Raw genomic sequence first — 24515 nt, forward strand, 5'->3', positions numbered from 1 at the left:
CGCGCGAGGCCGTCAGCCGCGCAGCTTCTCCAGCTGGTCGTGCGCCGGGCAGCGGCCGCGCTCGGAGTAGCGCTCGGCGAACTCGAGGACCGAGTGGTGCACGAGGCTGCCGGGCTCGGTTCGCGCGAGAGCGGACTCGGCCGCGGCCATGCACGCGCGCACGGCCGGACCCAGCAGAGGGTCCGCGGGCCCGTCGCGTGCCGCCCGCTCCCACACCGCGTCGTCGCCCTCCAGCGCCTCGGTGGCCTCCCAGGCGGCCTCGGCCGCCCGCAGGTCGTCCAGGAGGGTCGCCGCCGCGGCCGTGGCCGCGATCCAGCCGTCGCCGCACTGGGCGTCGATCATCCGCAGCTCCAGCCAGCCGCGCGGGCGTACGGGCGGGAAGAGGGTGCCGAGGTGGTAGTCGAGATCGGCGCGGGTGGGGCGCCGTTCGCGGTGTACGCCGCGCAGCCAGGAGCGGAAGGAGAGCCGGGGCGGCGCCGTCCAGTCGGCGGGCGGCTCCCTGCGCAGGCAGAGCAGGTCGGCGTCGAGGGCGTAGCGGGCCCACCCCTCGCGGGGGTCGGCGTGCGCCTGCGGCGGGCTGGTGCGCCCGGGGTCGGCCCGCGCCCAGACGCTCTGGCGCGTGGAGAGCCAGCCCGTGGGCCGGGAGCGCCACAGCGGGGAGTTGGCGAAGGCGGCGACCAGTACGGGGCCGAGCCGGTGGGCGAGGCGCCAGCGGTAGCGGTAGCCGGTAGGCCCGTCGCCGTCGTCGCCGGCGTCGAGGCTGACCTGCACGGCGGCGGTGGCTCGCATCATCATGCGGCCCCACGGGCCGGTGCGGTCGAAGTGCGCCTCCATGGCGCGGTAGCGGGGGTCCTCCACGACGCGCGGCGGGCTCAGGTACGGGTCGAGGCCGCGGCCGTACAGGACGGCGCCGGTCTCCCCGACGCGCTTGCGCAGCATGGTCAGGTCGGCGGCCGTGGTCGCGATGCATTCGGAGAGGGTCTCGCCGGGAGGCGAGCTGATCTCGAGCTGTCCGCCGGGCTCCCGGGTGAGCCTGCTTCCACCGGGGAGACCGCGGGTCCACAGCGGCGCGAGCGCCTCCTCCATCCGTTCGGGCGGCACGCCGCGCCCCGGGGCGGAGCGGTCCCGGACGAGCCATTCCAGTTCCACCCCGACCCGGCGGGGCGGACCCGTCTTGAAGCAGATGCCGCCCACGTACGCGGCCGCCTCGTCCTCGTTCAGCACGGCATCCATGGCTTGCGCCGCCTCCCGTCCACGTCCGGAGGGCCTCCGGGACCGCCCGGCCCTGAGAATTCCGAGACTGCTGCCCTCAGCGGCGGTCCGCAAGACGGCGGCGTCGGCCAGGGTGAAGGTGCTGCCCGTGCCGGCCCCGGAGGCGGCGTCCAGCACCGCCCGCCCACTCCTGTGCCCGTATGTCCGCCGGGCATGCCCTCCGGTTTCCGTTTGCACCGCCCGTACCGGTCAACTCGTCGCGGGGTGAGGGACATCGAGATCAGCAGACCCGGGAAGGTGCTCTTCCCGGACGACGGAATCACCAAGAGCGACCTGGCGCGCTACTACCGCCGCGTAGCCACCCGGGCCGTCCCGCGCCTACGGGGACGCCCGCTGATGATGGAGCGTCACCCGGACGGCATCGGCGGCAAGCCGCTCATGCAGAAGAACGCCCCCGACTACTTCCCCGACTGGGTGCACACCGCCGAAATGTCCAAGGAGGGCGGGACGGTCCGGCACGTCGTCTGCGACAACGCCGACACCCTCGTCTACCTCGCCGGGCAGGCGTCCGTCACGCAGCACCGCTGGCTGTCCAAGGCGGACCGGCCCCGCAATCCGGACCTGCTCGTCTTCGACCTGGACCCCAGCGGCGGCGCGGACTTCGAAGACGTGCGGTGGGCCGCGTCCTGCGTGGGCGGCCTGCTGGAGGAGGTCGACCTGCCCACGCGGCTGATGACGACGGGCTCGCGCGGCCTGCACGTGGTCGCGGCTCTCGACCGCCGCGCGGACTTCGACACGGTGCGCGACTTCGCCCGCCGCGTCTCCCGGGTCCTCGTCGCCCGCCATCCGGACCGCCTCACGGACGAGGCCCGCAAGGCCGCCCGCGGCGACCGCATCTACCTCGACATCCAGCGCAACGCCTACGCCCAGACGGCGGTCGCCCCGTACGCGGTGCGCGCCCGCCCGGGCGGCCCGGTCGCCATGCCCGTCAGCTGGTCGGAGCTGAACGATTCGGACCTCGCGCCGGACCGGTGGAAGCTCGCCGACATGGAGGCGCTCGAGAAGCGGCTGCGCGGCGAGGATCCGTGGTCGGAGGGCACCGTACGCGGCCGGTCCGTGCGGGCGGCGGACCGCAGGCTCTCCGTCCGGGCCCCCGAACTGCGGGACGAGCGGGGCCGGTAGCCCGCTGGGGGCCGCACGCCCGCCGGCCGCAGCCGCGGCTCATCCCCGGTACTCCTCCAGCAGCCGCAGCCACACCTCGCTCATGGTCGGGTAGGAGGGAACCGCGTGCCACAGCCGCTCCAGCGGCACCTCGCCCGCCACGGCGACCGTCGCCGAGTGCAGCAGCTCCCCGACTCCGGGGCCCACGAACGTGACGCCGGCGACGACCTCCCGGTCCAGGTCGACGACCATCCGGGCCCGCCCCCGGTAGCCGTCCGCGTAGAGCGACGCCCCGGCGACCTCTCCCAGCTCCACGTCGACGGCCCGCACCCGCAGTCCGCGCCGCTCGGCCTCATCCACCGTCAGCCCGACGGAGGTGGCCTCCGGATCGCAGAAGACGACCTGCGGAACCGCGTCGTGGTCCGCCGTCGCGGAGTGCGCCCCCCACCGGTCCGTCTCCAGCAGCGGCACGCCCGCCGCGCGCGCCACGATGGCGGCACCTGCCACCCGCGCCTGGTACTTGCCCTGGTGCGTCAGCAGGGCGCGGCCGTTGACGTCGCCCACCGCGTAGAGCCAGCCGCCGTGCACGCCGGTGACCCGGAGGGTGTCGTCGACGCTCAGCCAGCTCCCCGGTTCGCAGCCGACGGTCTCCAGGCCGAAGTCGTCCGTGCGGGGCGCCCGTCCCGTCGCGAAGAGCACCTCGTCGCACTCCAGCCGTCCCCCGCCGGAGAGCGAGAGCGTCACGGGCCCGTCGGGGCCCGGCCGGCTCAGCTCCTCCACCGAGACGCCCGTACGCACGGTGACGCCCGCCGCCGTGAGCCCCTCGGCGATCAGCTCGCCCGCGAACGGCTCCATCCTGGGCAGCAGCCGGTCCCCCCGCACCAGCAGCGTCACCTCGGAGCCGAGGGCCTGCCAGGCGGTGGCCATCTCCACGCCGACCACTCCCCCGCCGACGACGGCCAGCCGCCCCGGCACCTCCTTGGCGGAGGTCGCCTCCCGGCTCGTCCAGGGCCTCGCCTCCTCGATGCCCGGGATGCCGGGGAGGGCGGCGCGGCTGCCCGTGCAGACGGCGACGGCGTGCCGCGCGGTGAGCGTCCGCACCGTGCCGTCGTGGGTCTCGACGGCGATGCGCCGGGGGCCGTCCAGCCGGGCCCGTCCGCGGAGCAGTTCGAGCCCCGTCGACTCCAGCCAGGCGACCTGTCCCTTGTCCTGCCAGTTGCTGGTGAAACCGTCGCGCCGCTCCAGGACGGCGACGGCGTCGAGCCCCCCGTCGACCGCCTGGGCGGCGCCCGCGACCCGGCGGGCGTCGGACAGCGCCGCCACAGGCCGGAGCAGCGCCTTGCTGGGCATGCACGCCCAGTACGAGCATTCGCCGCCGACCAGCTCGTTCTCCACGACGAGAGCGCTGAGCCCGCTCGCGTGCGCACGGTCGGCGACGTTCTCCCCCACCGGTCCCGCCCCGATCACGATGACGTCGTACTCGTCGGCTTCGGGGCCCCCGGAGGGCACTTCGGAACGGCTCATGACGGCCTCCACTGGCTGGGTCCTGTGCTGTGCCGGGTGCGCTGGGGAAAGGGAGGTAAACGGCGGAAGGCACCGATGGCGGCCGTCCGGGAGCGGCCCCGCCACGGGGCCGCTCCCGGCCCGTCAGCCCGTCGGAGTCGGCACGGTCACGACCGGGCAGTGCGCGTGGTGGAGGACGGCGTGGGCGACCGGCCCGAGCTGCAGTCCGAGGCGGCGGCGCGTGCTGCGGTGCACCGCGACGATCATCACGTCCGCCGTGCGGCTCGCCTCGATCAGAGTGGCCGGCGGGCTCCCGCCCTTCTCGTCCGCACTCACCGAGACACCGGGGTGCTCGCCACTGAGCCGGTGCACCGCTCCCCGCACCAGCTCCGAGGCGGCCTCGCGCGCCTGCTCGGCCTCCCGCGGAGGCAGTTGGAGCCTGCCGGGCATACGGGGCAGGCTCCAGGCGTGCAGGACGCGCAGCGACGCCCCGCGGCGTGCCGCCTCCTCGAATCCGAAGCGCACCGCGGGCTCGTCCGCCTCCGAATTCAGCCCGACGAGCACGCTGCCCCGTTCGGCGGTCTCCTTCTCGCGGCTGTCGCCGACGACCAGCAGCGGCCCCTGGGCGTGCACGGCGACCCGCAGGCTGACGGAGCCGACGAGCAGCCCGGAGAACCCGCCGTGCCCGCGGGTTCCGACGACGGTCAGCGCCGCGGTGCGGCTCGACGCCACCAGGGCGTCGGCGGGAAGCGACTCCGTGTGGATCCTCGGGATGGTGCGCAGTCCCGGCACGCGCTGCTGGGCCCGCTGGCCCGCGTCGTCCAGCACGACGGCGGCGGCCACGCGGATGCGGTCGAGGTCGCTCTCCGTCACCGGGACGCGGGAGCGCCTGGGCCACGACGCCGAATAGAGCATCTCCAGGGCGGCGCCGCGCCTGTCCGCCTCCTCTGCCGCCATGTCGAGTGCGCGAAGGGAAGGTTCTGATCCGTCGACGCCGACGACCACGCGGGCCTCGTCGGCTGGGGCTGTGGAGCGGTCACTCATCTGGGGGTTCTCCCTCGGCTCGCTCGTCCGTACGTCCCAGTGTGCGCGATATGCCGGTGACTCAGGTCCTCAACGGGCAAACGCGGGAACGCGGTTGAAATCGACCCTCCTCGCGCCCGCCGCGCGGGACTCCGGGGCGCCCCCTCGATGACCCTGCCGGCTCGGACGCGAGCTGCTCGCGCATCGGCCCCGCCCCGGCCGCCCATCGATCGCAACCCGGTTAATAGTTTGACCCGGTTGTATTTTCTCGCCATGTTCCCCTCATGGCCGAACCACAGGGTCTGCGCGCCCGCAAGAAGCAGCGCACGCTCCAGACGATCTCCGACACCGCCGTCACGCTCTTCCTCGAGCGCGGCTTCGAGAAGGTCTCCGTCTCGGAGATCGCGGAGCGGGCGGAGGTCTCCAAGCCCACGCTCTTCCGCTACTTCCCCTCCAAGGAGGACATGGCGCTCCACCGAATCGGCGACCACGAGGACGAGGCCGCCCGTGTCGTACGGGCCCGCGGCGCCGGGGAGCCGCCGCTCGGCGCGCTGCGCCGGAACTTTCTGCGCGGCCTGGAGGCCCGTGACCCCGTGACGGGCCTCTGCGACCACGAGCAGGTCCTCGCCTTCCTCCGTCTGCTGCACGGGACTCCGAGCCTCGTGGCGCGGATGCACGCCTACACGGGCCGCGCCGAGGACGCGCTGGCCCGGGCGCTCCTCGAAGCACACCCGGCGGACAGCGCGTCGGACGGCGAACTGGCCGACGTCTCCGCGCGGCTGGCCGCCGGTCAGATCGTGACGGTGCAGCGCGTCCTCGCCCTGGACAACTGGCAGCGCATCGACGGCGGAGCGTCCGCGGACAAGGTGAGCGGGCACGCGACGGCGGCGGCGGAGCACGCCTTCGGCATGCTGAGCACGGGGCTGCGCCGGTGGGCGTGACCCCGGCGGCTCAAGCCGCTCCCCTGACAGGACGCCGGAAGACGGCGGGCATCACCCCCTCCCCTCCGGGGAGTCGGCGGCCGAGCGCGCCTACGCCGCGGAATGCCGCGCCGCGATGAGAAGCACGGTCGCCACCGACCGGGACCGGGTGCGGGACGGAGCAGGCGTGCTGGACGAGAAGAGGCTCTCCGGGGGCGGCACGAGCGCCGAGGCGCTGGACCGCGAACTACGCAGTCGGGCCAAGGAGTTGAGCGAGGAAGCCGAGGGACCGCTCTTCGTCGGCCGACTCGGCTACGCGGACGGCGAGGAAGCCGGCGGACCGTGGAGGCGGAGACACGGGGAACGCACCAGCTCTACACAGCGCTGACAAGGGCGGTCGCACGGCTCGACGTGATCCGCCGGCATCCGCTCCCCGGCCCCCCTCACGGGCTGGCACAGCCCCGTTCACGGGCCGGTCCGTTCCGTCGCGGGTACGGGTACGGGCGCCCGGCGGGGTTTCAGCCGGCGCGGCGCTGGGCGGCGGCTCCCCGGTGCGAGTTGCGCGCGACCTCCCGCAGCCATGCGGGCCGGTCGGCGATCTCCAGCAGCAACAGCAGACGCGTCAACGGGTCGTCCCAGTCGCACTGTTCGAGTTCGGCGATCGCTGCGTCTTCGTCAACCGGCGTGGCAGTAGCGGGTCGTTGGCATCCGTATGAGGTCACCGGCACTCCAGGGTGAGGGACAGATGAGCCGAACTCGCTTGTCACCACGGCACGTTCGGGGCTCAGGACCGCTGTGACGGCCATTCTTGTCCATCTGTACTTACCCCTGCAAGTACATCTGCAATTACAGATGCAAGAACGCCCTGCTGTGAGACAGTGCTGCCCGGCACCCCGGAACAGGCGCGTGACGCCGCGCGACAGAGAGGTACTCATGCACACGGACAACGGCATCCAGGCCAGTCGGCTGGACGTCACCTGGCGGAAGAGCGGCCGGAGCAACCCGAACGGCAACTGCGTCGAGGTCGCGAACCTCCCGGACGGCGGCGTGGCCGTACGCAACTCGCGGCATCCGTCCGGCCCCGCGCTGATCTACACACAGGCCGAGATGGCCGCGTTCGTACAGGGAGCCAAGGACGGCGACTTCGACGACCTGCTGCCCGGGGCGTAACGACGCCGCGGGTGCCGGCAGCCGCAACACCCGCGGCCTGCGGCAGCGGAAGGCGCCCGGCACCGGAACCGGGCCGGTACGGGGGCCGGCCCGCCTGTGGCACATGGCAGGGGTATGTGCAACGAGCATGACTGTACGGCCAGTTCACGGAGTGGGACACTGGGCGCCCGACTCGTCACTCACGGGAGCAAGGACAGACCTGATGCCAGCTCAGCAGGAAGACGATTCGTCAGTGAGGCGGATCCTCGACCACCCCCGCGGTGGACCGACGATTCTGCGCATCGTGCTCGGAACGCAGCTCCGCCGGCTCCGTGAGCAGCGCGGCATCACCCGTGAGGCCGCCGGCGACGCCATCCGCGGCTCGCACGCGAAGATCAGCCGGCTTGAGCTGGGCCGGGTCGGATGCAAGGAGCGGGACGTCGCCGACCTGCTGTCGCTGTACGGGGTCACCGGCGAGCAGGAGCGCGAGGAGTACCTGGCGCTGGCGCGTCAGGCCGGCACCCCGGGCTGGTGGCAGAAGTACAGCGACGTGATGTCGCCGTGGTTCGACAGGCTGATCGGCCTGGAGGAAGCGGCGTCCGTGATCCGCATGTACGAGGTGCAGTTCATCCCGGGCCTGCTCCAGACGGAGGACTACGCCCGCGCTGTGATGCGCCTGGGCCATCCGCGCGCCTCGACGGAGGAGATCGAACGCCGCGTGCGGCTGCGGTCCGCCCGGCAGGCGATCCTCACCAGGCCGCACAGCCCCAAATTGTGGGCGGTCGTGGACGAGGCGGCGCTGCAGCGTCCGCTGGGTGGTCCCGCGGTGATGCGGGAGCAGATCAAGCGGCTGCTCTGGGCGGCCGAGCAGCCCAACATCACACTGCAGATCGCGCCGTTCGCCATCGGGGGTCTCGCCGCCGCCGGCGGACCGGTGACGATACTCCGCTTCCAGGAGCCGGATCTGCCCGACATCGTCTACCTGGAACAGCTCACGTCTTCCCTTTACTTGGAGAAGCGCGAAGAGGTCGAGAACTACATGGTGGTCATGGACCGCCTCTGCGCGACGGCCGAACCTCCCGCCATGACGGTCGAGTTCCTCGAGCGCCTGCTGAGCAGGCACGAGAGGGACAGCCGCTGACGCAGCGCCGCCGCCCGGACCGCCGCACGCGTACAGCGGCCCCGGGCACCCGCGGCGCAGAGCACCGGCCGGCCCCCGAGGAGAGCCGGCCGGCGGCCCGGGCCCGTACCCGGGCCCGAAGGATCCGGGCATGCGCGCCGCGGTCAGGGCACGCGGGCGACGCCCCCGAACTCGTACCACTCGTCGGTCGCCTGCTTCGGCCCGAGGTCGGAGTCCGGCCGCCAGTCGTTGATCTCGCCCAGGCCCGGCTCCAGCACCTCCAGCCCGTCGAAGTAGCGCTCGACCTCGTGCGCCTGACGCACCCGGCCCCACCGGTCGCCGGTGGTCTCCGCCATGAAGTCGGTGACGAAGTCCCGGGTGGCCTTGTCCTCGCTCACGAGCTGGTTGATCACCAGGAAGCTGCCGGAGGGCAACTTGTCGATGACGCGGCGCAGCACGCCGGCCGGGTCGGAGGAGTCGGGGATGCAGTGCATGACCGAGACGAAGAGGGCCCCCACCGGCTGCGAGAGGTCGATGAGGCGTTTCACGTCGGGGTTGTCGAAGACGGCGTCCGTGTCCCGCAGGTCCGCCTGGATGACCGTGGTCCTCTCGTCCTCCTGGAGCAGCGCACGGCCGTGGGCGAGCACGATGGGGTCGTTGTCGACGTACACCGCGTGGGCAGTGGGGTCGACGCGCTGCGCGACCTGGTGGACGTTGTCCTGCGTGGGCAGGCCTGAGCCGTGGTCGAGGAACTGGCGCACGCCGTACTCCTGGGCCAGCACGCGGACGGCCCGCTGCAGGAATCTGCGGTTGTTGACGGCCAGCGGCCTCGTGCTCGGCACGACCTTGTCGAGCTGGGCCACGGCCTGCCGGTCCACCTCGTAGTTGTCCTTGCCGCCGAGGTAGTAGTCGTACATCCGCGCCACACTGGGGGTGTTGACGTCTACTCCCCGCCCCGCTGCGGCTTCCTCTTCGCGCATGCGTGCCTCACCGTTCCCGCTGCGCACGCGTCCCGTAGCGTGCACGTCTCGTTACGGCGAAGCATCGCACGGTGACGACACGCGGATTGCCCCAACTTCCCAGTAGGGAAAGGAATTTCGCAAGAACAGCGCCGCCTCTGCACAGCGCCGCCTCCGCACAGGGGGCGTCTCCGCACAGGGGGCGTCTCCGCACAGGGGGCGTCTCCGCACAGGGGGGCGTCTCCGCACGGCGCCGCGACGGGGCACCGCCGCGTCACCGTACGGTGAGGCTCAGCTCCGCCCAGACCACGCGCCCTTGCTCGTGCACGCCGGGACGCACACCCCACCGCTCGGCGACGGCGCTGACGAGCTGCAGACCCCGGCCGTTGACGTCATCGGCGGCGGCCTGCCGGGGCACGACCTCCGCGCAGTCGCCGCCCTCGTCGCAGACCTCTATGCGCAGCAGCTCGGAGCACACCCGGAGCCGGCAGCGGATGAGGCAACTGTCGGTGTGCACCACGGCGTTGGTGAAGAACTCGGAGACCACCAGCTGCGCCGTGCGCCCCAGGCCCTCCGGGACACCCCAGCTGCACAGCTGCCCCCACACCCTCTCGCGCGCCTCGGCCACGGCGGTCGCATGCGCCGGCAGCTCGAAGTCTTCTTCCCTGCGCACGCTGACGGCGCCTCCGCCCCGTGCGTGTGGAGGCAGGGGTATGGCGGGACGGGAGAGAGCCACGGTGCGAGCCTTCCGTCAGCCTCTGGAGGTGGGGGGGCGCAGAGGCAGCACGCCGGACTTCATGAGCTGAGTCACGTCATCACTATGCTCCCCGCCAGTAACACTTGGCAAGGGGCGATCTGCGAATTGCAGAATAGGCCGCGCAGTGTGGCCGCTACACCGAGTGCGTGGCACACTTCTAGCGCGACAAGTCCGGTGGAGGGGAGGCTTCGTGGCCGACGGCCGCACCGCACCGACAGTGGGTCAGATGGTTCTCGGCCTGCGCCTGAGGGACCTCCGGGAGAGAGCCGACTGCTCCTTCGCGGAAGCAGCCGCCGCCCTGAGTGTCAACTCGACCACGGTCCGTCGCATGGAGAAGGCCGAGGTCGGCCTCAAGCCGCCCTACGTGGAGAAGCTGCTCAAGACCTACGGCGTCCCCGAGGCGGAGATCACCTCGTTCCTCTCGCTGGTGGACGAGGCGAACAGGCCCGGATGGTGGCAGAGCTTCCGCGACGTCCTCCCCTCCTGGTTCAGCCTCTACGTCAGCCTGGAGGGCGAGGCGAGCCTCATCCGCTCCTACGAGCCCCACTGCGTGCCCGGGCTGCTCCAGACGCCGGAGTACGCGCGGGCCCTGCTGAGCACCGGCTTCCCCAACGCGAGCGAGGAGGAGCTGAGCCGCCGCGTCGCGTTGCGCATGCAGCGGCAGGAGCTGCTGCGGCGGCCGGACGCGCCCCGCCTGTGGGTCGTACTGGAAGAGCAGGTGGTGCGCCGCCACGTCGGCGAACCCGCCGTCATGCGCGGCCAGATCGACCGGCTCATCGAGGCGACGGCCATGCCGAACGTGACGGTGCAGGTCCTCCCCTTCGCCTCCGGGCCGCACCCGGCCATGTTCGGGCCGTTCCAGCTCTTCCGCTTCGACATCCCCGAGCTGCCCGACATCGTCTACATCGAGAGCCTCAGCGGCGCCGTCTACCACGACGAGCGCCCGGACACCGCCGCCTACCTGGAGGCACTGGACCGTATGGGCGCGCAGGCCGCCCCCGCGACGCGCACCGAGACGCTTCTCGGTGAGATCCGCAAGGAGTTCTGACACATGGGCCGCAACCGATGAGCCGCATCTACAACGGCATGCCCGCCAGCGAGCTCGGCAGCGAGGGCTGGCACAAGCCCTGGAGCGGCCCGAACGGGGGCAACTGCCTGGAGGTGATGAAGCTGGCCGACGGCCGCGTCGCCCTGCGGCAGTCCACGGACCCGGACGGGCCGGCGCTCATCTACGCCCCGGACGAGATCGACACGTTCATACGGGGAGCGAAGCGCGGCGAGGCCGACTTTCTGCTCATGTGATCCCGGGAGGGCCGGGAAGCGATGGGAACCGGAACGGAGACACCGTTGGCTGGACAGGGTCAGGCACCCCAGATCGAGACCGACAGAGCGCATCCCGCCCGGATGTACGACTACTACCTGGGCGGCCACCACCACTCGGAGGCCGACGCCAGGGCCGCCGAGAAGGTCGCCGCCGCGATGCCCGTCGTATGGCCCGCCGCGCGCGCGAACCGCGACTTCATGACGCGCGCCACGCGCTGGCTGGCGGGCCCCTGCGGCGTGCGGCAGTTCCTCGACATCGGCTCCGGCATCCCCACCGAGCCCAACCTGCACCAGGTCGCCCAGGCGGTGGCGCCCGACGCGAAGGTCCTCTACAGCGACAGCGACCCGCTCGTGCTCCGGCACGGCCGCGAGCTGCTGCGCGGGGCGCCCGAGAGCGGCACGGCGTACATCCACGCCGACGTCACGGACCCGGTGAGCATCCTGGACGCGCCCGAGCTGAGCGACACCATCGATCTGGGCCGGCCCGTCGCGCTGTCGGTCAACGCCGTCTTCCACTTCATCGGCGACGAGCACCGTCCGCACGAGATCGTCCGCACCCTGCTGGGCGCCCTGCCCGCGGGCAGCTACCTCGTCCTCACCCACACGACCGCGGACTTCGTCGACGCCGCACGGGTCGAGGGCGCCACGAACGCGCTGCAGGCGTACGCGGACAGCGGTACGCCGCTGCGCCCCCGTACACGCAGCGAGGTGACCCGCTTCTTCGAGGGCCTGGAGCTGCTGGAGCCCGGCCTCGTCGTGCCGCACCGCTGGCGGCCCGGCCCGGAGACCCCGCGGTTCGGCGACACGGAGATCCCCGGCTACGTCGGCGTCGCCAGGAAGCCCTGAGCACACGGGCGCCGCGCCGGCAGCCCTCTCGGAGGAGCCCCGTGCGTGGGCCCGGGAGCGAGTGTGCCGTTGACAGGCGCGGACGCGCGGACGCACGATAAGCAAGCGCTTAGATAGACCGCTGTCACGCCGCCGACCGGGATCGGACCTCGCCATGGCCACACCCTCGCTCCTCCTCTCCCGCCGCGATCTGGATTTCCTCCTCTACGAGTGGCTCGACGCGGAGGAGCTGACCCGCAGGCCGCGCTTCGCCGAGCACTCCCGCGAGACCTTCGACGCCGTGCTCGACCTCAGCGCGCAGATCGCCACGCGCCACTTCGCCCCGCACAACAAGGAGAACGACCAGGAGGAGCCCCGCTTCGACGGCGAGCGCGTCCACACCGTCCCCGAGGTCAAGGAGGCGCTGGACGCATTCACCGGGGCCGATCTGCTGGCCGCGCCCATGGACGAGGCGCTGGGCGGCATGCAGCTGCCGCAGCTGCTCGCCACCGCGTGCTTCAGCTGGTTCCAGGCCGCCAACGTCGGCACGTCCGCCTACGTCTTCCTCACCCTCGGGAACGCCCGGCTGCTGTGCGAGCACGGCACGCGGGAGCAGATCGACACCTACGTGCGCCCGATGCTCGCGGGACGCTTCTTCGGCACCATGTGCCTCTCGGAGCCGCAGGCGGGCTCGTCCCTCGCGGACGTCGCCACGCGCGCCGAGGAGCAGCCCGACGGCACCTACCGGCTGTTCGGCAGCAAGATGTGGATCTCGGCGGGCGACCACGAACTCGCGGAGAACATCGTCCACTTGGTACTCGCCCGGATCCCCGGCGGCCCGCCCGGCGTCAAGGGTCTGTCGCTGTTCATCGTGCCCAAGCACCTGGTGGGCGCGGACGGTTCCGCCGGCGAACGCAACGACGTCGTCACCGCGGGGCTCAACCACAAGATGGGCTACCGCGGTACGACCAACGCCCTGCTCAACTTCGGAGAGGGGGCGCACAGTCCGGGCGGGAGCGCGGGCGCGGTGGGTCACCTCGTGGGCGAACCGCACCGCGGCCTGGCGTACATGTTCCACATGATGAACGGGGCGCGCATCGGCGTCGGCGCGGGAGCCATGGCCCTCGGCTACACCGGGTACCTCAAGTCCCTGCAGTACGCGCGCGAGAGGCCCCAGGGACGCCCCGTCGCGGCCAAGGACGCCGGCGCGCCGCAGGTCCCCATCATCGAACACGCCGACGTGCGGCGGATGTTGCTCGCGCAGAAGTCGTACGTCGAAGGGGCGCTCGGCCTGCTGCTGTACTGCTCGCGGCTCGTCGACGAGCAGCAGACGGCGGAGCGGGAGGAGGAGCGGGCGCACGCACGGCTGCTGCTGGACGTCCTGACCCCCGTCGCCAAGAGCTGGCCCTCGCAGTGGTGTCTGGAGGCCAACAACCTCGCCATCCAGGTGCACGGCGGCTACGGGTACACCCGCGAGTACGACGTCGAGCAGCACTACCGCGACAACCGCCTCAACCCGATCCACGAGGGCACGCACGGCATCCAGGCGCTCGACCTGCTGGGCCGGAAGGCCGTCATGGACGGCGGGGCGGGGCTCGTCGCGCTCGGTGAGACCATCGGCGCCACCGTCGAGCGCGCGCTGGCCGCAGGCGGCGAGGCGGCCGAACTCGCCACCGCGCTGCGGGAGTCGTGGGAGCGGGCGGAGAAGGTGACGGCACGGCTGTGGGGCACGGGCGACCCGTCCGTCGCCCTGGCCAACGCCACCGTCTACCTGGAGGCCGTCGGCCACACCGTCGTCGCGTGGATATGGCTCGGGCAGTACCTCGCCGCCCAGGGTGGCGACGACGCGTTCCGGCAGGGCAAGCGCCAGGCGGCCCGCTTCTTCTTCCGGCACGAACTGCCGCGCACCGGGCCCCAGTTCGACCTGCTCGAAGCGCTCGACACCACCACGCTGGAGACCGACCCGGACTGGTTCTGACCGCTGCCCTGCACGGCTGCGGCTTTCCCGGCCCCATCGCACGCAACGGCGGCCCCGGCACCCCCGCTTCGGGGGTGCCGGGGCCGCCGTTCTCTTGCGGACGGTGCCGGCGGATCTTCGCGGACGCGGTTCAGTCGTCCTCGTCGCAGTCCAGCTCCTCGCCGTTCACCGGCCCGCCCTCGACGTGGCTGCGGTCGAAGTCGACGTCGGCGACGGCCGCGCCCTCGGTTCCCGGACGCACGGTGAAGACCTCGTCGTGCTTGTCCCCGCGCACCGGTACCGGCCGCAGCTCGGCCCCGGGCAGGGCTGCCGCGATCGTGCTCGCCTTGCGCTGCCAGTACGGGTCGTAGGTGATCTCGGTGCGGCCCTTGCGGGGGCCGCCCTTCGCGCCGTCGGCCACCTGCACGGCGAAGCCGTTGTCCCGCAGGTCCTGCGCCATGCGCTCGGCGGCCTTACCGCTCCCCTCGACCCGTACCTTCACCGTCTCCGGCGCGTACGGGACGGGTGTGCTGCCCGGTTTCGGGCCGGTCGCCGGGTTCCCCGTGATCGGCCGGTCCGCGGCCAGGTCGGCGAAGAGGGCCCGCGCACGCGGGCCGTCCCAGCGGAGCGTGGAACCCCAGACGGGCGACCTGTGGTCGAAGTCGCCGATGGGGACGGTCGCGAACTCCGTCTGATCGGCCTCCAGTCCGCGGATACTACGGGCGATGCCGACGATCCGGCGCATGGTGAGGGTGCTGTCGGTACGGACCGCCTTCCGCAGCGAGTGGGCGGCACGGGCCAGCTCCACGGGGTTGCCGGCGAAGCGCTCGCCGGCGAGCGTACGCAGCAGCTCGCCCAGCACGTGCTGCTGGCGGCGCACGCGGGCCACGTCGCCGGGCGGGTCGAGGTGGCGGGCCCGCACGTACCGCAGCGTCCGGTTGCCGTCCAGGACGTGCGTGCCCTTGGCGAGCTTCAGGCCGGCGTTCTTGTCCTGCAGCGGCTTGTCCGTGCAGACCTTCGCACCGCCGAGCCGGTCGACCGCCTTCTCGAAGCCCACGAAGTCGGTCTCCGCGTAGTGGTCGACGCGGACTCCCGTCGCCGCCTCGACCGTGCGGACGGCCAGGCCCGGTCCGCCGTGCGCGAAGGCGCTGTTGATCTTGCCGAGGTGGCGGGTCGTGCCTCCCTTGACCTTGCCGAAGCCCTTGCCGGTGTCGCGGTGCGGGGCGAAGCGCACGTAGGAGTCGCGGGGGATGCTCACCACGCTGACGCGCTCCCTGTCCGCGGAGATGTGCACCAGCATCATCGTGTCGGTGCAGTCGCACTGCTGGCCGTTGACGTGCAGGCGGTCCCGGGTCGCCTTGTCGATGCCGTCCCGCCGGTCGAGGCCGACGAGCAGGATGTTGGTCCCGGGCCGGTCCTTGGGCCGCCCCGCCTTCGGCAGGCCGGAGACGGCGTCGCGCACCTTCTCCTCGCCGCCGTCCGCGCCGCCGCGGCCGCCGGACGGGTCCGGGGCCAGGGCCGCGCCGCAGGTGAGGGCGGCGCAGAGGACCCCGGCGAGGGCGACGGCGCGGCGCGAGTGCGCCGGAAGGCGCCCGGCACCGGCATGTGCCGGGCGGGCGCCGGACTCCTCACGAGCCCTTCGGTACGGGCGGAACGGGCGGTGACGCGGGTTGCGGGGAAGGGAAGACATCGAAGCTGTACACCTCCGGCGGAACGAGGGATTCCGCATGCTAGGCACGGGGCTCGCGACTGCCCGGCCAATCCGTCCCGCCGGACGCCCGGCTCACTCAGTCAGATGAACGCCGCGGTCCCCCACCACGGTCCCGCCACCCCAAGCCGTACGTGCCGCCCGCATCGTCCGGCCCGGTCGGCCCGCCCGGCCGGCCACCGCCTGAGCGCACGGGAGCAGCGTCACTCCACGTCGTCGCGCGGCTCCAGCGGCCGGGTCGCCGGGCCCTGGATGACGCGGCCCTCGGTGTCGAATCGCGACCCGTGGCACGGGCACTCCCAGGCGCCCTCGGCGTCGTTGAAGCGCACCAGGCATCCCAGATGGGTGCAGCGCGGCGAGAGGGCCCGGATCTCACCCTCCGGCGTGCGGTGCACCGCGCAGCGCCGCCCGCGGATCCGCACGATGGCCCCCGCGCCGGGGGCGATCTCGTCGACGGAGTCGACGTAGGAGGAGCGCAGCCGGTCGCCGACGAAACGGCCCGCGACCGTCGACTGGAAGCGCAGCATCGCCGGCGCCTCGCGGGGGCTGAGCCTGCGCGGATCGTAGAGCTTCGCCCAGGGCGGCAGCGGTTCCCCGTTGATGTACGCGGCGAGCAACTGCCCCGACAGGACGCCGCCGGACATGCCCCAGCCGCCGAACCCGGTCGCCACCCACGTGTGCTGGGCGGCTGGGTGGAACGGCCCGATGTACGGCACCCGGTCGGTGGTGTCGTTGTCCTGCGTCGCCCAGCGGTGCACGAGCCGCGCGTCCGGGAAGCGCTCGTACGTCCACGCGGCGAGACGCTCGTACCCCGCGCCCACCGAGCCCTGGCCGCTGGTGCCCGGCGTGAACTTCTCGCCCGTGACGATCAGCAGGCGCTTCCCGCTGCCGAAGGGGTAGGGGGCGGTGCGCACGGAGCGGGTGCCGCGCTCCGGGGTGAGGTAGCTGCCGCCGGGGTCCTGCCCGGCGGGGAGCATGGCCGAGACGACCAGCTCGCGGCGCGGCTCCAGCCGGGAGAACATCAGCGCCCTGTCGAAGACGGGGTAATGGGTGGCCACGACGACGTCCCGGGCGCGCACCTCCGCGCCGTTCTCGGTGAACAGCCGGCACGGCTCGCCCTCGTCCAGGCCCATGACGCGGGTGCGCTCGTAGACGCGTCCGCCGTGCCGCTGCAGGTCCGCGGCCAGGGCGAGGAGGTACTTGCGCGGATGGAACTGCGCCTGGTCCTCCACGCGTACGGCCGCGCACACCGGGAACGGCAGTCCCGTCCGCGTGACGAAGGTGGCGGGAAGGCCGGCCTCGCGCGCCGCCTCCGCCTCGGCCCGCACCTCGTCCGCGTGGTGCTCGGACTCCACGAAGGTGTGCGCTGGACCGCGCTCCAGCTCGCAGTCGATGCCCAACTCCTCGGCGACCGCGCTGAGATGCTCGATGGCCTGCTGCTGGGACTCGGCGTAGAGCCGGGCGCCCTCGGCGCCGCGGGTGTCGCGCAGGTACGCGTAGAGGAGGCCGTGCAGGGACGAGACCTTGCCCGTCGTGTGGCCGGTGACGCCCGCGGCGATACGGTCCGACTCCAGCACGGCGACGCTGCGGCCGCTGCGCGCCAGCTCCCAGGCCGCCGAGAGCCCGGCGACCCCCCCGCCGACGACGGCGACGTCCACCTCGATCTCACTGTCGGCCGGGAGGGGCGCATAGGGAGCCGCCCCGGCGGACAGCATCCAGTAGGACTCGTAACCGACGGGCAGTGTGGTCACCGCTGCTCCTCATGTGGTCATCCGGCGCGCGGCCGGGCAGCCTCGTACCGGCCTGCGAGCGCGCGCAGGCCGTCCCCCGAAGGTCCGTCGAACAGTTCGACCTTGCTGTGATTCCCAGCGTCGCCGCGCTCACTCCCGATCACCGTGGGTTTCCGCGCGTGCACACGTGTCCGGGAAGAGGGCGGGGGTACCCGCCAACGCCTCCGACCGCGCATCCACGGAGGTGCTGAGAATGAAGGCAGTCGTCTGGCAGGGGAAGCGGGACGTGCAGGTCATGGAGGTGCCCGACCCCACCCTCAAAGAACCGACCGACGCGGTCCTGCGGATCACGTCGAGTGGCCTCTGCGGCTCGGACCTGCACCTCTACGAGGTCCTGACGCCGCTGATGACGCCCGGCGACATCGTGGGGCACGAGCCGATGGGCATCGTGGAGGAGGTCGGCAGCGAGGTCACGAACCTCAAGCCCGGCGACAGGGTCGTGGTGCCCTTCCAGATCGCCTGCGGCTCCTGCTTCATGTGCGGACTGGGCCTGCAGACCCAGTGCGAGACGACGCAGGTCCGCGACCAGAACATGGGCGCCCCGCTCTTCGGCTACACCAAGCTCTACGGCGCCGTACCGGGAGCCCAGGCCGAGTACCTGCGGGTGCCGCAGGCGCAGTACGGGCCGGTCAAGGTGCCCGAGGGGCCCGCCGACGACCGCTTCCTGTTCCTGTCCGACGTCCTGCCCACCGCCTGGCAGGCCGTGGAGTACGCGGACGTCCCGAAGGACGGCACGCTGGCGGTGGTCGGGCTCGGGCCCATCGGCGACATGGCGTGCCGCATCGCGCTGGAGAAGGGCGCCCGCCAGGTGATCGGCATCGATCTCGTGCCCGAGCGGCTGGCCCGCGTCAGGGCGCGCGGCGCGCAGGTACTCGACGTGACCGAGCACGACGACATCGGCGAGGCCGTACGGGAGCTGACCTCCGGACGGGGCACCGACGCCGTCATCGACGCCGTGGGCATGGAGGCGCACGGCAACGTCGCCGGGAAGGTGGCGCAGACCGTCGGCGGCATGCTGCCGGGAAAGCTGGCCGAGAAGGCGATCGCCAAGGCGGGCGTCGACCGGCTCTCCGCCTTCCAGCACTGCATCGACATCGTGCGGCGCGGCGGGACAATCTCGCTCTCCGGCGTGTACGGCGGCGCCGCGGACCCGCTTCCGATGCTGACCATGTTCGACAAGCAGGTGCAGCTCCGGATGGGCCAGGCCAACGTCAAGCGCTGGGTTCCGGAGATCCTTCCGCTGCTGACGGACGAGGACGTGCTGGGCGTCGACGAGTTCGCGACGCACCACCTGCCGCTGTCGCAGGCCCCCGAGGCGTACGAGATGTTCCAGAAGAAGGCGGACGGCGCCGTGAAGGTGGTCTTCCGGCCGTAACCCGTGCCGCGGACGGCGCAGCCGCGCGACACAGCCGGGCCCGCCGAAGGCGGCGAGGAGGGGGACCGGGCTCCGGCCCGTTCCCCCTCCCCCGTCCGCCGGGACGGGGGGAGAGGGAGCTCGTTTCGCCGGACGTGAGAGGTGGCGTCGACTACCGCCGCATGCCTCAGAGTTGACAGTTCGGCGCCGCGTCCGGAGCGGAAGCGCCGGACGGCGTCTCCGCGTTCGCGTCGAGAACCTCCACGGCTGCGGGCACGAGCACGACTTCCTGCCGGGTCCAGCAGTCCGAACGCTCGGTGGCGACTTCGGCCCCGCACCGGCGGCACACGAGGTTCGGGCCGTCGCAGCCGTCCAGGCCGCAGCAGCCGTTCCGCCGCCCGCGCAGCGGGGAGAGCCGGGTGCCCCGCACGTCGGCGCGGGCCAGGACGACGCCGCTCAGCCCCGCCTTCCGCAGGCCCAGCGCCTCTCCCGGAGTACGCCGCCGGACGGCCTGCTCGTCGGCGTCCGCCGGATCGAAGGCGAAGGTGCCGGGAAGCATCCGCGGCGGGCACTCGTCGCCGTGCAGCTCGTACGGCGCCGGGGCGTCGTCCGCGTCGGGCAGCGGCACCTCCCGTACGGGCGCGGTGAGTTCGGTGTGGCAGCGGCGGCAGCGGAAGACGACCATGCGCGTCATTGTCCGGACCGGGCAGGCCGGACGCCTCCAGAATTCCAGGGGCGTGCGGGCCGGGCGTGGGCCGGGTCCGCTGCCGGACGGGCAGGCCGGCGGGCCCCGCTCCGGGTACCGCCTCCGCGACCGGCCCGCGTCACCCCTTGACGTGCAGGATGTCCAGCACTTCCCCGTCGGTCAGCTGCGGGAACCGCTCGTACCAGAAGCCGACCGAGCCGAAGGCCGGCGGCACCTCCACGCACACGACCTGGTCGGCGGCGTCCGACAGCAGCTCCACCGCCTGCGGGGAGCACACGGGGGCGGCGAGGTACGTACGGGCGGGATGCGCGCGGCGCACGGCCCGCAGGGCGGCACGCGCGGTGGAGCCCGTGGCGACCCCGTCGTCGACGAGCACCGCCGAGCGGCCCTCCAGCTCCAGCGGCGGCCTGCCGTGCCGGTAGACGTTCTCCCGGCGCCTCAGCTCGGTCTGCTCCCGCTCGGCGATCGGCCGGAGCTCGTCCTCGGTCAGCCCCAACTGGCCGAGCAGCACCGGGTCGTAGAGCGGCGGCGCGTCGCCCGCGACGGCTCCCACCCCAAGCTCCGGCTGGAAAGGGGCGCCGATCTTGCGCGCCACGACGACGTCCAGCGGGGCGTTGAGGACCCGGGCGACCTCGTCCGCGACGGGCACGCCGCCGCGCGGCAGGGCCAGCACCACGGGGTCGTCCAGCAGCCCTCGCTCCTGTAGATCTGTCAGCTTGCCGGCGAGCGCCCTTCCGGCCTCCCGGCGGTCGGGGAACTGCATGGCTGCGCCCTCCTCTGCGCTGACGGCCGCCTCGTGCCGCGGTCGGCGCCCCGTGAGCGGCGCACAGCGGGCGGCTTGTCGAGAGCGGCCCGCCATGACCGGCGCGGGCCGGCCACGGCCGGGGGTCTCCGCTCCGCGGTACCCGGCAGCCGCGCGCTTACACAGCGGCCCTGGACCGGAAGTTCCGCTTCCGCCACGGGAATTCCCCCGAATCCGCTCCCGAAGGCGTGCCCTCACCACTACGGTGTGTGGCTGCGGGGATCGTCATAGGGGTTACATGCCGGGAGGGGCTCCGCGATGGGCATGGAAGGGCCGACGCCTGCTGTGCACGTGCAAGGCGTCGTACAGGAGATCATGGCGCGCGCCCTGAACCCCTTCGACATATCGGACGCGGTACTCGGCCGCCTCGAGGAGGCCGTGGCCTGCCACGTCGCGCTGCACGGCTGGCGGCAGCGGAAATCACCCGCCCCGAGCCTGCACTGCAGCAGCTACCGCCACGTCTTCCTGCTCCGCGACGGCACCCTGCTCCCGCTGTGGGAGCTCCGCTACGACAGCGAGGACGGCGGCGTCCTGTACGAGGTGTACGAGGACCCCGCGTCCCTGGCCCGCTCCGAGCGCCGCGTACACGGGGCGTCCCGTGAGACGCCGGCGGGAGGACGGCAGGCGCGCGGTCCCGGCGGGTTCGAGACCGGCGAGGGCGACGACGCGTCCGGCGCGTACTCAGGCCCGCCGGACGGGGAAGGCCTCACACGGCCGCTCGACTTCGACCTGCCCGCGGAGTTCCGGTTCGGCCGCCGCACGTACACCGGGAACGACTCCCCGGACCACGCCCGCCGCCTGCTGCGACGCGCCGCGAACGCCGACAGCCCCGGCGAGGACGTCCGCCGGCTGCTCTCCACCGCCTGCGGGCACCAGATCCTGCCCGTGCCCAGGCCGCAGGAGCTCGCCCAGGAGTGGGAGCTGTGGTGCTCCCTCTACGAGCACGCGTTCCTGCTGGCGGACGGCACCGAGTTCAGCCTGTACGAGCTGGAGCACGACCGCACCGAGGACGGCGGGCTCGTCTGCGAGGTCTACCTCGAGGAGAGCTTCGCCGGCGAGGCCGCCCTCCGCCTCACGCGGGGCGAGAGCTGAAGCCGGCCCCTCGCCCGCGGAGCCACGAACCGCCCGCGGCCGGTGCACCTGTGCCCCTGCCGTGACCCCTTGTGACCTTACGGGCGCCTTACGTATCGTGGGCGCGCTCCGTAACCGCTCTGACGCTCCGTAACTTCCTTCACGGGGTGCCCACTTGACCGGAGGATCCGCCATGACCGCTCGCGGACGTCACCGCAGGAACCGGCCCAGCACGCTCGCCCGCACCTCGCTGCGGGTCACCGCGGGCGGCGCCGGAGTGGTGATCCCCCTGATCGGGGCGCAACTGGTGCAGGCGGCGCCGGCCGACACGTGGCAGAAGGTCGCCGCCTGCGAGAGCGGCGGCAAGTGGGACATCAACACCGGCAACGGCTACTTCGGCGGCCTGCAGTTCTCGCAGAGCACATGGCAGGCGTACGGCGGCACGGCGTACGCACCGCGCGCCGACCTGGCGACGAAGGACCAGCAGCTGGCCGTGGCCGAGAAGGTCTTAGCCGGGCAGGGGCCCCGCGCCTGGCCGAACTGCGGACCGGGCGCGGGGCTCACCCGGGACGGTGCACAGCCGCGCCCCGCCTCCGCCGCGAAGCCGGCGGTGAAGCCGGCGACCGAGGCGGACGGGAAGTCCGGCGCGGCGGGGAAGGAGCACGCGGCGGACGAGAAGGCGGAGTCCGAGGCCAGGGAGCGTGCCGAACGGGCCGAGCGGGCCCGGGCGGACCGCTCGAAGAAGGCCACGACGTACGAGGTCGTCGGCGGGGACAGCCTCTCCTCCATCGCCGAGGACCACGACGTGAAGGGCGGCTGGCCCGGTCTCTACGAACACAACCGCGCCACCGTCGGCGGCGATCCCGACCTGATCCTCCCCGGCCAGCGGCTCCGCCTCGACGGTCCGGGGCGTGCGGAGGCCGAGGGGAAGGGCGCGAAGCCGAAGCCCGGACCGGAGGAGAAGGCGTCGGAGACGGCCGGGCAGAAGGCGGACGGGGAAGCCCGTCAGAAGGCGGAGAAGGCCGCGCAGGAGTCCGCCCGGAAGGCAGCACAGGCCAAGGCGGAGAGAGCGGAGAAGGCCGCCCGGGAGAAGGCAGCCCAGCGGAAGGCGCAGGCCCCCGCGGCGAAGAAGTCCTCCCCCGCGGCATCGGCCCCGGTCAGCGGGGCGCGCCCCAGCACCGCTTATCGCGCGTCGGGCAGCAGCTGGTCGTCCGGGCACCACACGGGAGTGGACTTCGCCGTGCCCACGGGCACCACCGTCAAGGCCGTCGCCAACGCCAAGGTCGTCTCGGCGGGGTGGGCGGACGCCTACGGCTACGAGGTCGTGCTGCGCCACAGCGACGGCAAGTACAGCCAGTACGGGCACCTCTCGGCGATCTCCGTACGAGCGGGCCAGACGGTCAACCCCGGTCAGCGGCTGGGCCGTTCGGGTTCCACGGGCAACGCGACCGGCCCGCACCTGCACTTCGAGATCCGCACCGGCCCCGGCTACGGCACCGACATAGACCCCCTCGGCTATCTCCGCGGGCGCGGCGTCCGGCTGTGAAGCCGCCGCCGGCTCCGCCGGGGCACTGACCGCCCGCCCGTCGGCCGCGGCCCCGGCCGGTACGCCGGCGGGGCCGCGGCCGACCGGTTCAGCAGGCGCTCCGTTTCAGCACCCTCCGTCCGAGCAGGCGGTCCGTCTCCGAGGCCGCCCAGCCTCAGCGGTCCTCTTCGGTGTCCAGGTCGACCTGTTCGGGGGCGGAAGGGCGGGGAGCCCTCGGGTCGGGGCCCTCCGCCGCCTCCTCGACGCCCTCCACGTCCAAGCCGAGCTCCGGCTCGTCGTCCTCCGCTATGTGCATGGCCGTCTCCTCGCCGGAGAGTCCCTGCGCGGGCGATTCGGTGGAGAAGCTGTCCTGGTTGGCCGGCCGCCACGACAGTGGGTCGTCGCTCAGCTGCCCCGCCGGCTCCTCCCCGGGGCCCTCGGCCGCCTCGTCGCCGATGTCGGGCTCCTCCTCGGCGAGACGGTCCTCGAGCGGCTCGCCGGCGACCTGCTCGGAGAACGTCGTGCCGTAGCTCTCCACCGCCACGGGCTCGTCCCCCGGCACCGGCTCGCGCTGCGGATCGTTCGCCAGCTCCGCCTCGGGGGACCCGTCGGCGAGGTCGGGGATCCCCTCGTCTTCCGGTTGCGCCCCCGGATCGTGGCCTTCATCCTCAGTCATGCCACCCGGCGGTACCCGCGTGGGACCCGCGAAAACGTCGGCTCGGCCCCACGGCACCGCCGCACCTCCTCACGTACTGCGCGGCCCGGTCCCCCGGCCGGGGACACCGGCGCCGGGGCCGTTCCGGCCCGGCGGAGCCTCCCTCTCCTCACGTCTGCGCCGCAGCACCACCAGCAGGTCCACGACGGAGAACAGGGCGAGGAGCCCGCTCGCGACGGTCAGTACCAGCAGGGAGCCCGTGCTGGGCGCCTCGCCGGTGCCGGTCTCCGCCGTCCAGTACGCGAACAGGGCTGTGGCGGCGATGAACACGGGCGTGAAGATGCTCGCGAGGACGAGACGGGCGCGCAGCGCGCTGCGCGCGGTGACGGGCTCGGTGCCCGTACGCGGCAGACGTCCCCCCGCGGCGGCCCGTCGCGCTCCGCGCGCCTCCGGGGCGTGCCCTCCGGGTGGACGGTGCGCGCCGGCGCGCGATGCCGCGGGGTGCCCGCCGGAGCGCGGTGCGCCGGTGCGCGGCGTGCCGCGCTCATCCGCGCCGTGCGGTGCTTCCGGCCGCTGTCCGGGTCGGCGAAGTGTCATGGCGTCGCCTCTTCTCGCTCTCGCGCCCGGTCCCTGCTGGGCTCCCCTCTCCAGTGTCCTCCCGCGCCGCGCGGACCCGGCGTCCTGCCGTTTCGGACATGGCCCGGCTCCCGGAATCCGGCTCAGAACGACCCCGGACCGAGGCTCCCGGACTCCGGACTCAGATCTCGGCCTCGTGGCAGATACCGCAGGTGAACCGGCGGGCGTTCCTGGAGTGGGCGGTGACGCCCGTCCCCGCGGACTCGTGCACGATCTCCGGCGCCACGTGCGCGTGGTCGAGGCACAGCCCCGCACCGCACCGCGTGCACACGGCCACCGCGACGGTGGTCCGCTGCCGGCTCAGGCAGTCGTAGCAGTTCATGGTCGCCTCCCGGCCGCCGCTCGTCCCGCGCCCTCAC

General features: G+C 73.0%; 25 protein-coding genes. 12 read left to right on the plus strand and 13 right to left on the minus strand.

Annotation, left to right across the window (positions count from 1 at the left end):
- Positions 1 to 12: 12 nt before the first annotated feature.
- Positions 13 to 1233, minus strand: coding sequence for an ergothioneine biosynthesis glutamate--cysteine ligase EgtA (gene egtA, locus IEY56_RS03195; RefSeq protein ID WP_189035500.1), 1221 nt, complete (start codon positions 1231 to 1233; stop codon positions 13 to 15).
- Between the two features lie 192 nt (positions 1234 to 1425).
- Here egtA and ligD point away from each other — a divergent pair, with 192 nt between their 5' ends.
- On the plus strand, positions 1426 to 2394 hold the full coding sequence (gene ligD, locus IEY56_RS03200; protein ID WP_189035501.1) for a non-homologous end-joining DNA ligase: 969 nt from the start codon (positions 1426 to 1428) through the stop codon (positions 2392 to 2394).
- A 39-nt stretch (positions 2395 to 2433) separates the two neighbouring features.
- On the opposite strand, the gene IEY56_RS03205 is transcribed toward ligD, so the two are convergent.
- Complete coding sequence (locus IEY56_RS03205; protein WP_189035502.1) at positions 2434 to 3897, minus strand: dihydrolipoyl dehydrogenase family protein; 1464 nt, start codon at positions 3895 to 3897, stop codon at positions 2434 to 2436.
- Positions 3898 to 4020: 123 nt separating this feature from the next.
- Positions 4021 to 4920 carry a universal stress protein gene (locus IEY56_RS03210; RefSeq protein ID WP_189035503.1) on the minus strand — a complete coding sequence of 300 codons (900 nt, stop codon included), beginning with the start codon at positions 4918 to 4920 and terminating at the stop codon, positions 4021 to 4023.
- A 263-nt stretch (positions 4921 to 5183) separates the two neighbouring features.
- On the opposite strand from IEY56_RS03210, the gene IEY56_RS03215 reads away from it, so the two are divergent.
- Together IEY56_RS03215 and IEY56_RS03220 are read left to right on the plus strand one after the other, a co-directional pair.
- Entirely contained in the window at positions 5184 to 5840 is a 657-nt protein-coding gene (locus IEY56_RS03215) for a TetR/AcrR family transcriptional regulator (RefSeq protein WP_189035504.1), read from the plus strand.
- Between the two features lie 115 nt (positions 5841 to 5955).
- Positions 5956 to 6207 carry a hypothetical protein gene (locus IEY56_RS03220; RefSeq protein ID WP_189035505.1) on the plus strand — a complete coding sequence of 84 codons (252 nt, stop codon included), beginning with the start codon at positions 5956 to 5958 and terminating at the stop codon, positions 6205 to 6207.
- 130 nt (positions 6208 to 6337) lie between these two features.
- On the opposite strand, the gene IEY56_RS03225 is transcribed toward IEY56_RS03220, so the two are convergent.
- On the minus strand, positions 6338 to 6541 hold the full coding sequence (locus tag IEY56_RS03225) for a hypothetical protein (RefSeq protein ID WP_189035506.1): 204 nt from the start codon (positions 6539 to 6541) through the stop codon (positions 6338 to 6340).
- Between the two features lie 211 nt (positions 6542 to 6752).
- Between IEY56_RS03225 and IEY56_RS03230 the strand changes: the two genes are divergently transcribed.
- Positions 6753 to 6989, plus strand: coding sequence for a DUF397 domain-containing protein (locus IEY56_RS03230; protein WP_045864779.1), 237 nt, complete (start codon positions 6753 to 6755; stop codon positions 6987 to 6989).
- A 202-nt stretch (positions 6990 to 7191) separates the two neighbouring features.
- Positions 7192 to 8109 (plus strand): Sco1979 family transcriptional regulator, encoded by a 918-nt coding sequence (locus IEY56_RS03235; protein WP_189035507.1) that lies wholly within the window; start codon positions 7192 to 7194, stop codon positions 8107 to 8109.
- Between the two features lie 143 nt (positions 8110 to 8252).
- Here the strand turns inward: IEY56_RS03235 and IEY56_RS03240 are convergent, their stop codons facing one another.
- Entirely contained in the window at positions 8253 to 9068 is an 816-nt protein-coding gene (locus tag IEY56_RS03240; protein ID WP_189035508.1) for an SAM-dependent methyltransferase, read from the minus strand.
- Between the two features lie 253 nt (positions 9069 to 9321).
- Positions 9322 to 9720, minus strand: coding sequence for an ATP-binding protein (locus tag IEY56_RS03245; protein ID WP_229711576.1), 399 nt, complete (start codon positions 9718 to 9720; stop codon positions 9322 to 9324).
- 274 nt (positions 9721 to 9994) lie between these two features.
- Between IEY56_RS03245 and IEY56_RS03250 the strand changes: the two genes are divergently transcribed.
- The 4 genes from IEY56_RS03250 to IEY56_RS03265 all read left to right on the plus strand — a co-directional run bounded on the left by IEY56_RS03250 (position 9995) and on the right by IEY56_RS03265 (position 13930).
- The gene (locus tag IEY56_RS03250; RefSeq protein ID WP_506003817.1) at positions 9995 to 10852 is read left to right on the plus strand and encodes a helix-turn-helix domain-containing protein; all 858 of its coding nucleotides are present in this window, start codon (positions 9995 to 9997) and stop codon (positions 10850 to 10852) included.
- Between the two features lie 17 nt (positions 10853 to 10869).
- Complete coding sequence (locus tag IEY56_RS03255; RefSeq protein ID WP_045864561.1) at positions 10870 to 11106, plus strand: DUF397 domain-containing protein; 237 nt, start codon at positions 10870 to 10872, stop codon at positions 11104 to 11106.
- 45 nt (positions 11107 to 11151) lie between these two features.
- On the plus strand, positions 11152 to 11973 hold the full coding sequence (locus tag IEY56_RS03260; RefSeq protein ID WP_189035510.1) for an SAM-dependent methyltransferase: 822 nt from the start codon (positions 11152 to 11154) through the stop codon (positions 11971 to 11973).
- Between the two features lie 154 nt (positions 11974 to 12127).
- The gene (locus IEY56_RS03265) at positions 12128 to 13930 is read left to right on the plus strand and encodes an acyl-CoA dehydrogenase (RefSeq protein ID WP_189035511.1); all 1803 of its coding nucleotides are present in this window, start codon (positions 12128 to 12130) and stop codon (positions 13928 to 13930) included.
- 130 nt (positions 13931 to 14060) lie between these two features.
- Here the strand turns inward: IEY56_RS03265 and IEY56_RS03270 are convergent, their stop codons facing one another.
- Complete coding sequence (locus IEY56_RS03270) at positions 14061 to 15599, minus strand: LCP family protein (protein WP_189035512.1); 1539 nt, start codon at positions 15597 to 15599, stop codon at positions 14061 to 14063.
- A 221-nt stretch (positions 15600 to 15820) separates the two neighbouring features.
- The gene (locus tag IEY56_RS03275; RefSeq protein WP_189035513.1) at positions 15821 to 17368 is read right to left on the minus strand and encodes an FAD-dependent oxidoreductase; all 1548 of its coding nucleotides are present in this window, start codon (positions 17366 to 17368) and stop codon (positions 15821 to 15823) included.
- Between the two features lie 232 nt (positions 17369 to 17600).
- On the opposite strand from IEY56_RS03275, the gene IEY56_RS03280 reads away from it, so the two are divergent.
- Positions 17601 to 18782 carry a zinc-dependent alcohol dehydrogenase gene (locus IEY56_RS03280; RefSeq protein WP_189035514.1) on the plus strand — a complete coding sequence of 394 codons (1182 nt, stop codon included), beginning with the start codon at positions 17601 to 17603 and terminating at the stop codon, positions 18780 to 18782.
- A gap of 166 nt (positions 18783 to 18948) precedes the next feature.
- Here the strand turns inward: IEY56_RS03280 and IEY56_RS03285 are convergent, their stop codons facing one another.
- Together IEY56_RS03285 and IEY56_RS03290 are read right to left on the minus strand one after the other, a co-directional pair.
- The gene (locus tag IEY56_RS03285) at positions 18949 to 19446 is read right to left on the minus strand and encodes a hypothetical protein (protein ID WP_189035515.1); all 498 of its coding nucleotides are present in this window, start codon (positions 19444 to 19446) and stop codon (positions 18949 to 18951) included.
- A gap of 139 nt (positions 19447 to 19585) precedes the next feature.
- The gene (locus tag IEY56_RS03290; RefSeq protein ID WP_189035516.1) at positions 19586 to 20230 is read right to left on the minus strand and encodes a phosphoribosyltransferase; all 645 of its coding nucleotides are present in this window, start codon (positions 20228 to 20230) and stop codon (positions 19586 to 19588) included.
- Positions 20231 to 20527: 297 nt separating this feature from the next.
- On the opposite strand from IEY56_RS03290, the gene IEY56_RS03295 reads away from it, so the two are divergent.
- Both IEY56_RS03295 and IEY56_RS03300 read left to right on the plus strand, forming a co-directional pair.
- On the plus strand, positions 20528 to 21361 hold the full coding sequence (locus IEY56_RS03295) for a DUF6227 family protein (RefSeq protein ID WP_189035517.1): 834 nt from the start codon (positions 20528 to 20530) through the stop codon (positions 21359 to 21361).
- A gap of 172 nt (positions 21362 to 21533) precedes the next feature.
- Entirely contained in the window at positions 21534 to 22886 is a 1353-nt protein-coding gene (locus IEY56_RS03300; protein WP_189035518.1) for a transglycosylase family protein, read from the plus strand.
- Between the two features lie 154 nt (positions 22887 to 23040).
- Here the strand turns inward: IEY56_RS03300 and IEY56_RS03305 are convergent, their stop codons facing one another.
- From IEY56_RS03305 to IEY56_RS03315, 3 genes are all read right to left on the minus strand, one after another.
- On the minus strand, positions 23041 to 23541 hold the full coding sequence (locus tag IEY56_RS03305; protein ID WP_189035519.1) for a hypothetical protein: 501 nt from the start codon (positions 23539 to 23541) through the stop codon (positions 23041 to 23043).
- Between the two features lie 69 nt (positions 23542 to 23610).
- Complete coding sequence (locus tag IEY56_RS28920; RefSeq protein ID WP_308424109.1) at positions 23611 to 24117, minus strand: DUF6343 family protein; 507 nt, start codon at positions 24115 to 24117, stop codon at positions 23611 to 23613.
- Between the two features lie 160 nt (positions 24118 to 24277).
- Positions 24278 to 24478 (minus strand): DUF2180 family protein, encoded by a 201-nt coding sequence (locus IEY56_RS03315; RefSeq protein ID WP_189035520.1) that lies wholly within the window; start codon positions 24476 to 24478, stop codon positions 24278 to 24280.
- Between the last annotated feature and the right edge of the window lie 37 nt (positions 24479 to 24515).

It is taken from the genome of Streptomyces daqingensis (assembly GCF_014645895.1).
Taxonomy (GTDB): Bacteria; Actinomycetota; Actinomycetes; order Streptomycetales; family Streptomycetaceae; genus Streptomyces; species Streptomyces daqingensis.

Bases quoted from the DNA above. Each gene is read 5' to 3' on its own strand.
- IEY56_RS03305 (WP_189035519.1), bottom strand. From the start codon at position 23,541: ATGACTGAGGATGAAGGCCACGATCCGGGGGCGCAACCGGAAGACGAG.
- IEY56_RS03230 (WP_045864779.1), top strand. From the start codon at position 6,753: ATGCACACGGACAACGGCATCCAGGCCAGTCGGCTGGACGTCACCTGG.
- IEY56_RS03210 (WP_189035503.1), bottom strand. From the start codon at position 4,920: ATGAGTGACCGCTCCACAGCCCCAGCCGACGAGGCCCGCGTGGTCGTC.
- IEY56_RS03205 (WP_189035502.1), bottom strand. From the start codon at position 3,897: ATGAGCCGTTCCGAAGTGCCCTCCGGGGGCCCCGAAGCCGACGAGTAC.
- IEY56_RS03265 (WP_189035511.1), top strand. From the start codon at position 12,128: ATGGCCACACCCTCGCTCCTCCTCTCCCGCCGCGATCTGGATTTCCTC.
- egtA (WP_189035500.1), bottom strand. From the start codon at position 1,233: ATGGATGCCGTGCTGAACGAGGACGAGGCGGCCGCGTACGTGGGCGGC.
- IEY56_RS03255 (WP_045864561.1), top strand. From the start codon at position 10,870: ATGAGCCGCATCTACAACGGCATGCCCGCCAGCGAGCTCGGCAGCGAG.
- ligD (WP_189035501.1), top strand. From the start codon at position 1,426: ATGCCCTCCGGTTTCCGTTTGCACCGCCCGTACCGGTCAACTCGTCGC.
- IEY56_RS03235 (WP_189035507.1), top strand. From the start codon at position 7,192: ATGCCAGCTCAGCAGGAAGACGATTCGTCAGTGAGGCGGATCCTCGAC.
- IEY56_RS03280 (WP_189035514.1), top strand. From the start codon at position 17,601: ATGAAGGCAGTCGTCTGGCAGGGGAAGCGGGACGTGCAGGTCATGGAG.
- IEY56_RS03290 (WP_189035516.1), bottom strand. From the start codon at position 20,230: ATGCAGTTCCCCGACCGCCGGGAGGCCGGAAGGGCGCTCGCCGGCAAG.
- IEY56_RS03295 (WP_189035517.1), top strand. From the start codon at position 20,528: ATGGGCATGGAAGGGCCGACGCCTGCTGTGCACGTGCAAGGCGTCGTA.
- IEY56_RS03285 (WP_189035515.1), bottom strand. From the start codon at position 19,446: ATGGTCGTCTTCCGCTGCCGCCGCTGCCACACCGAACTCACCGCGCCC.
- IEY56_RS03240 (WP_189035508.1), bottom strand. From the start codon at position 9,068: ATGCGCGAAGAGGAAGCCGCAGCGGGGCGGGGAGTAGACGTCAACACC.
- IEY56_RS03215 (WP_189035504.1), top strand. From the start codon at position 5,184: ATGGCCGAACCACAGGGTCTGCGCGCCCGCAAGAAGCAGCGCACGCTC.
- IEY56_RS28920 (WP_308424109.1), bottom strand. From the start codon at position 24,117: ATGACACTTCGCCGACCCGGACAGCGGCCGGAAGCACCGCACGGCGCG.
- IEY56_RS03220 (WP_189035505.1), top strand. From the start codon at position 5,956: ATGAGAAGCACGGTCGCCACCGACCGGGACCGGGTGCGGGACGGAGCA.
- IEY56_RS03270 (WP_189035512.1), bottom strand. From the start codon at position 15,599: ATGTCTTCCCTTCCCCGCAACCCGCGTCACCGCCCGTTCCGCCCGTAC.
- IEY56_RS03300 (WP_189035518.1), top strand. From the start codon at position 21,534: ATGACCGCTCGCGGACGTCACCGCAGGAACCGGCCCAGCACGCTCGCC.
- IEY56_RS03315 (WP_189035520.1), bottom strand. From the start codon at position 24,478: ATGAACTGCTACGACTGCCTGAGCCGGCAGCGGACCACCGTCGCGGTG.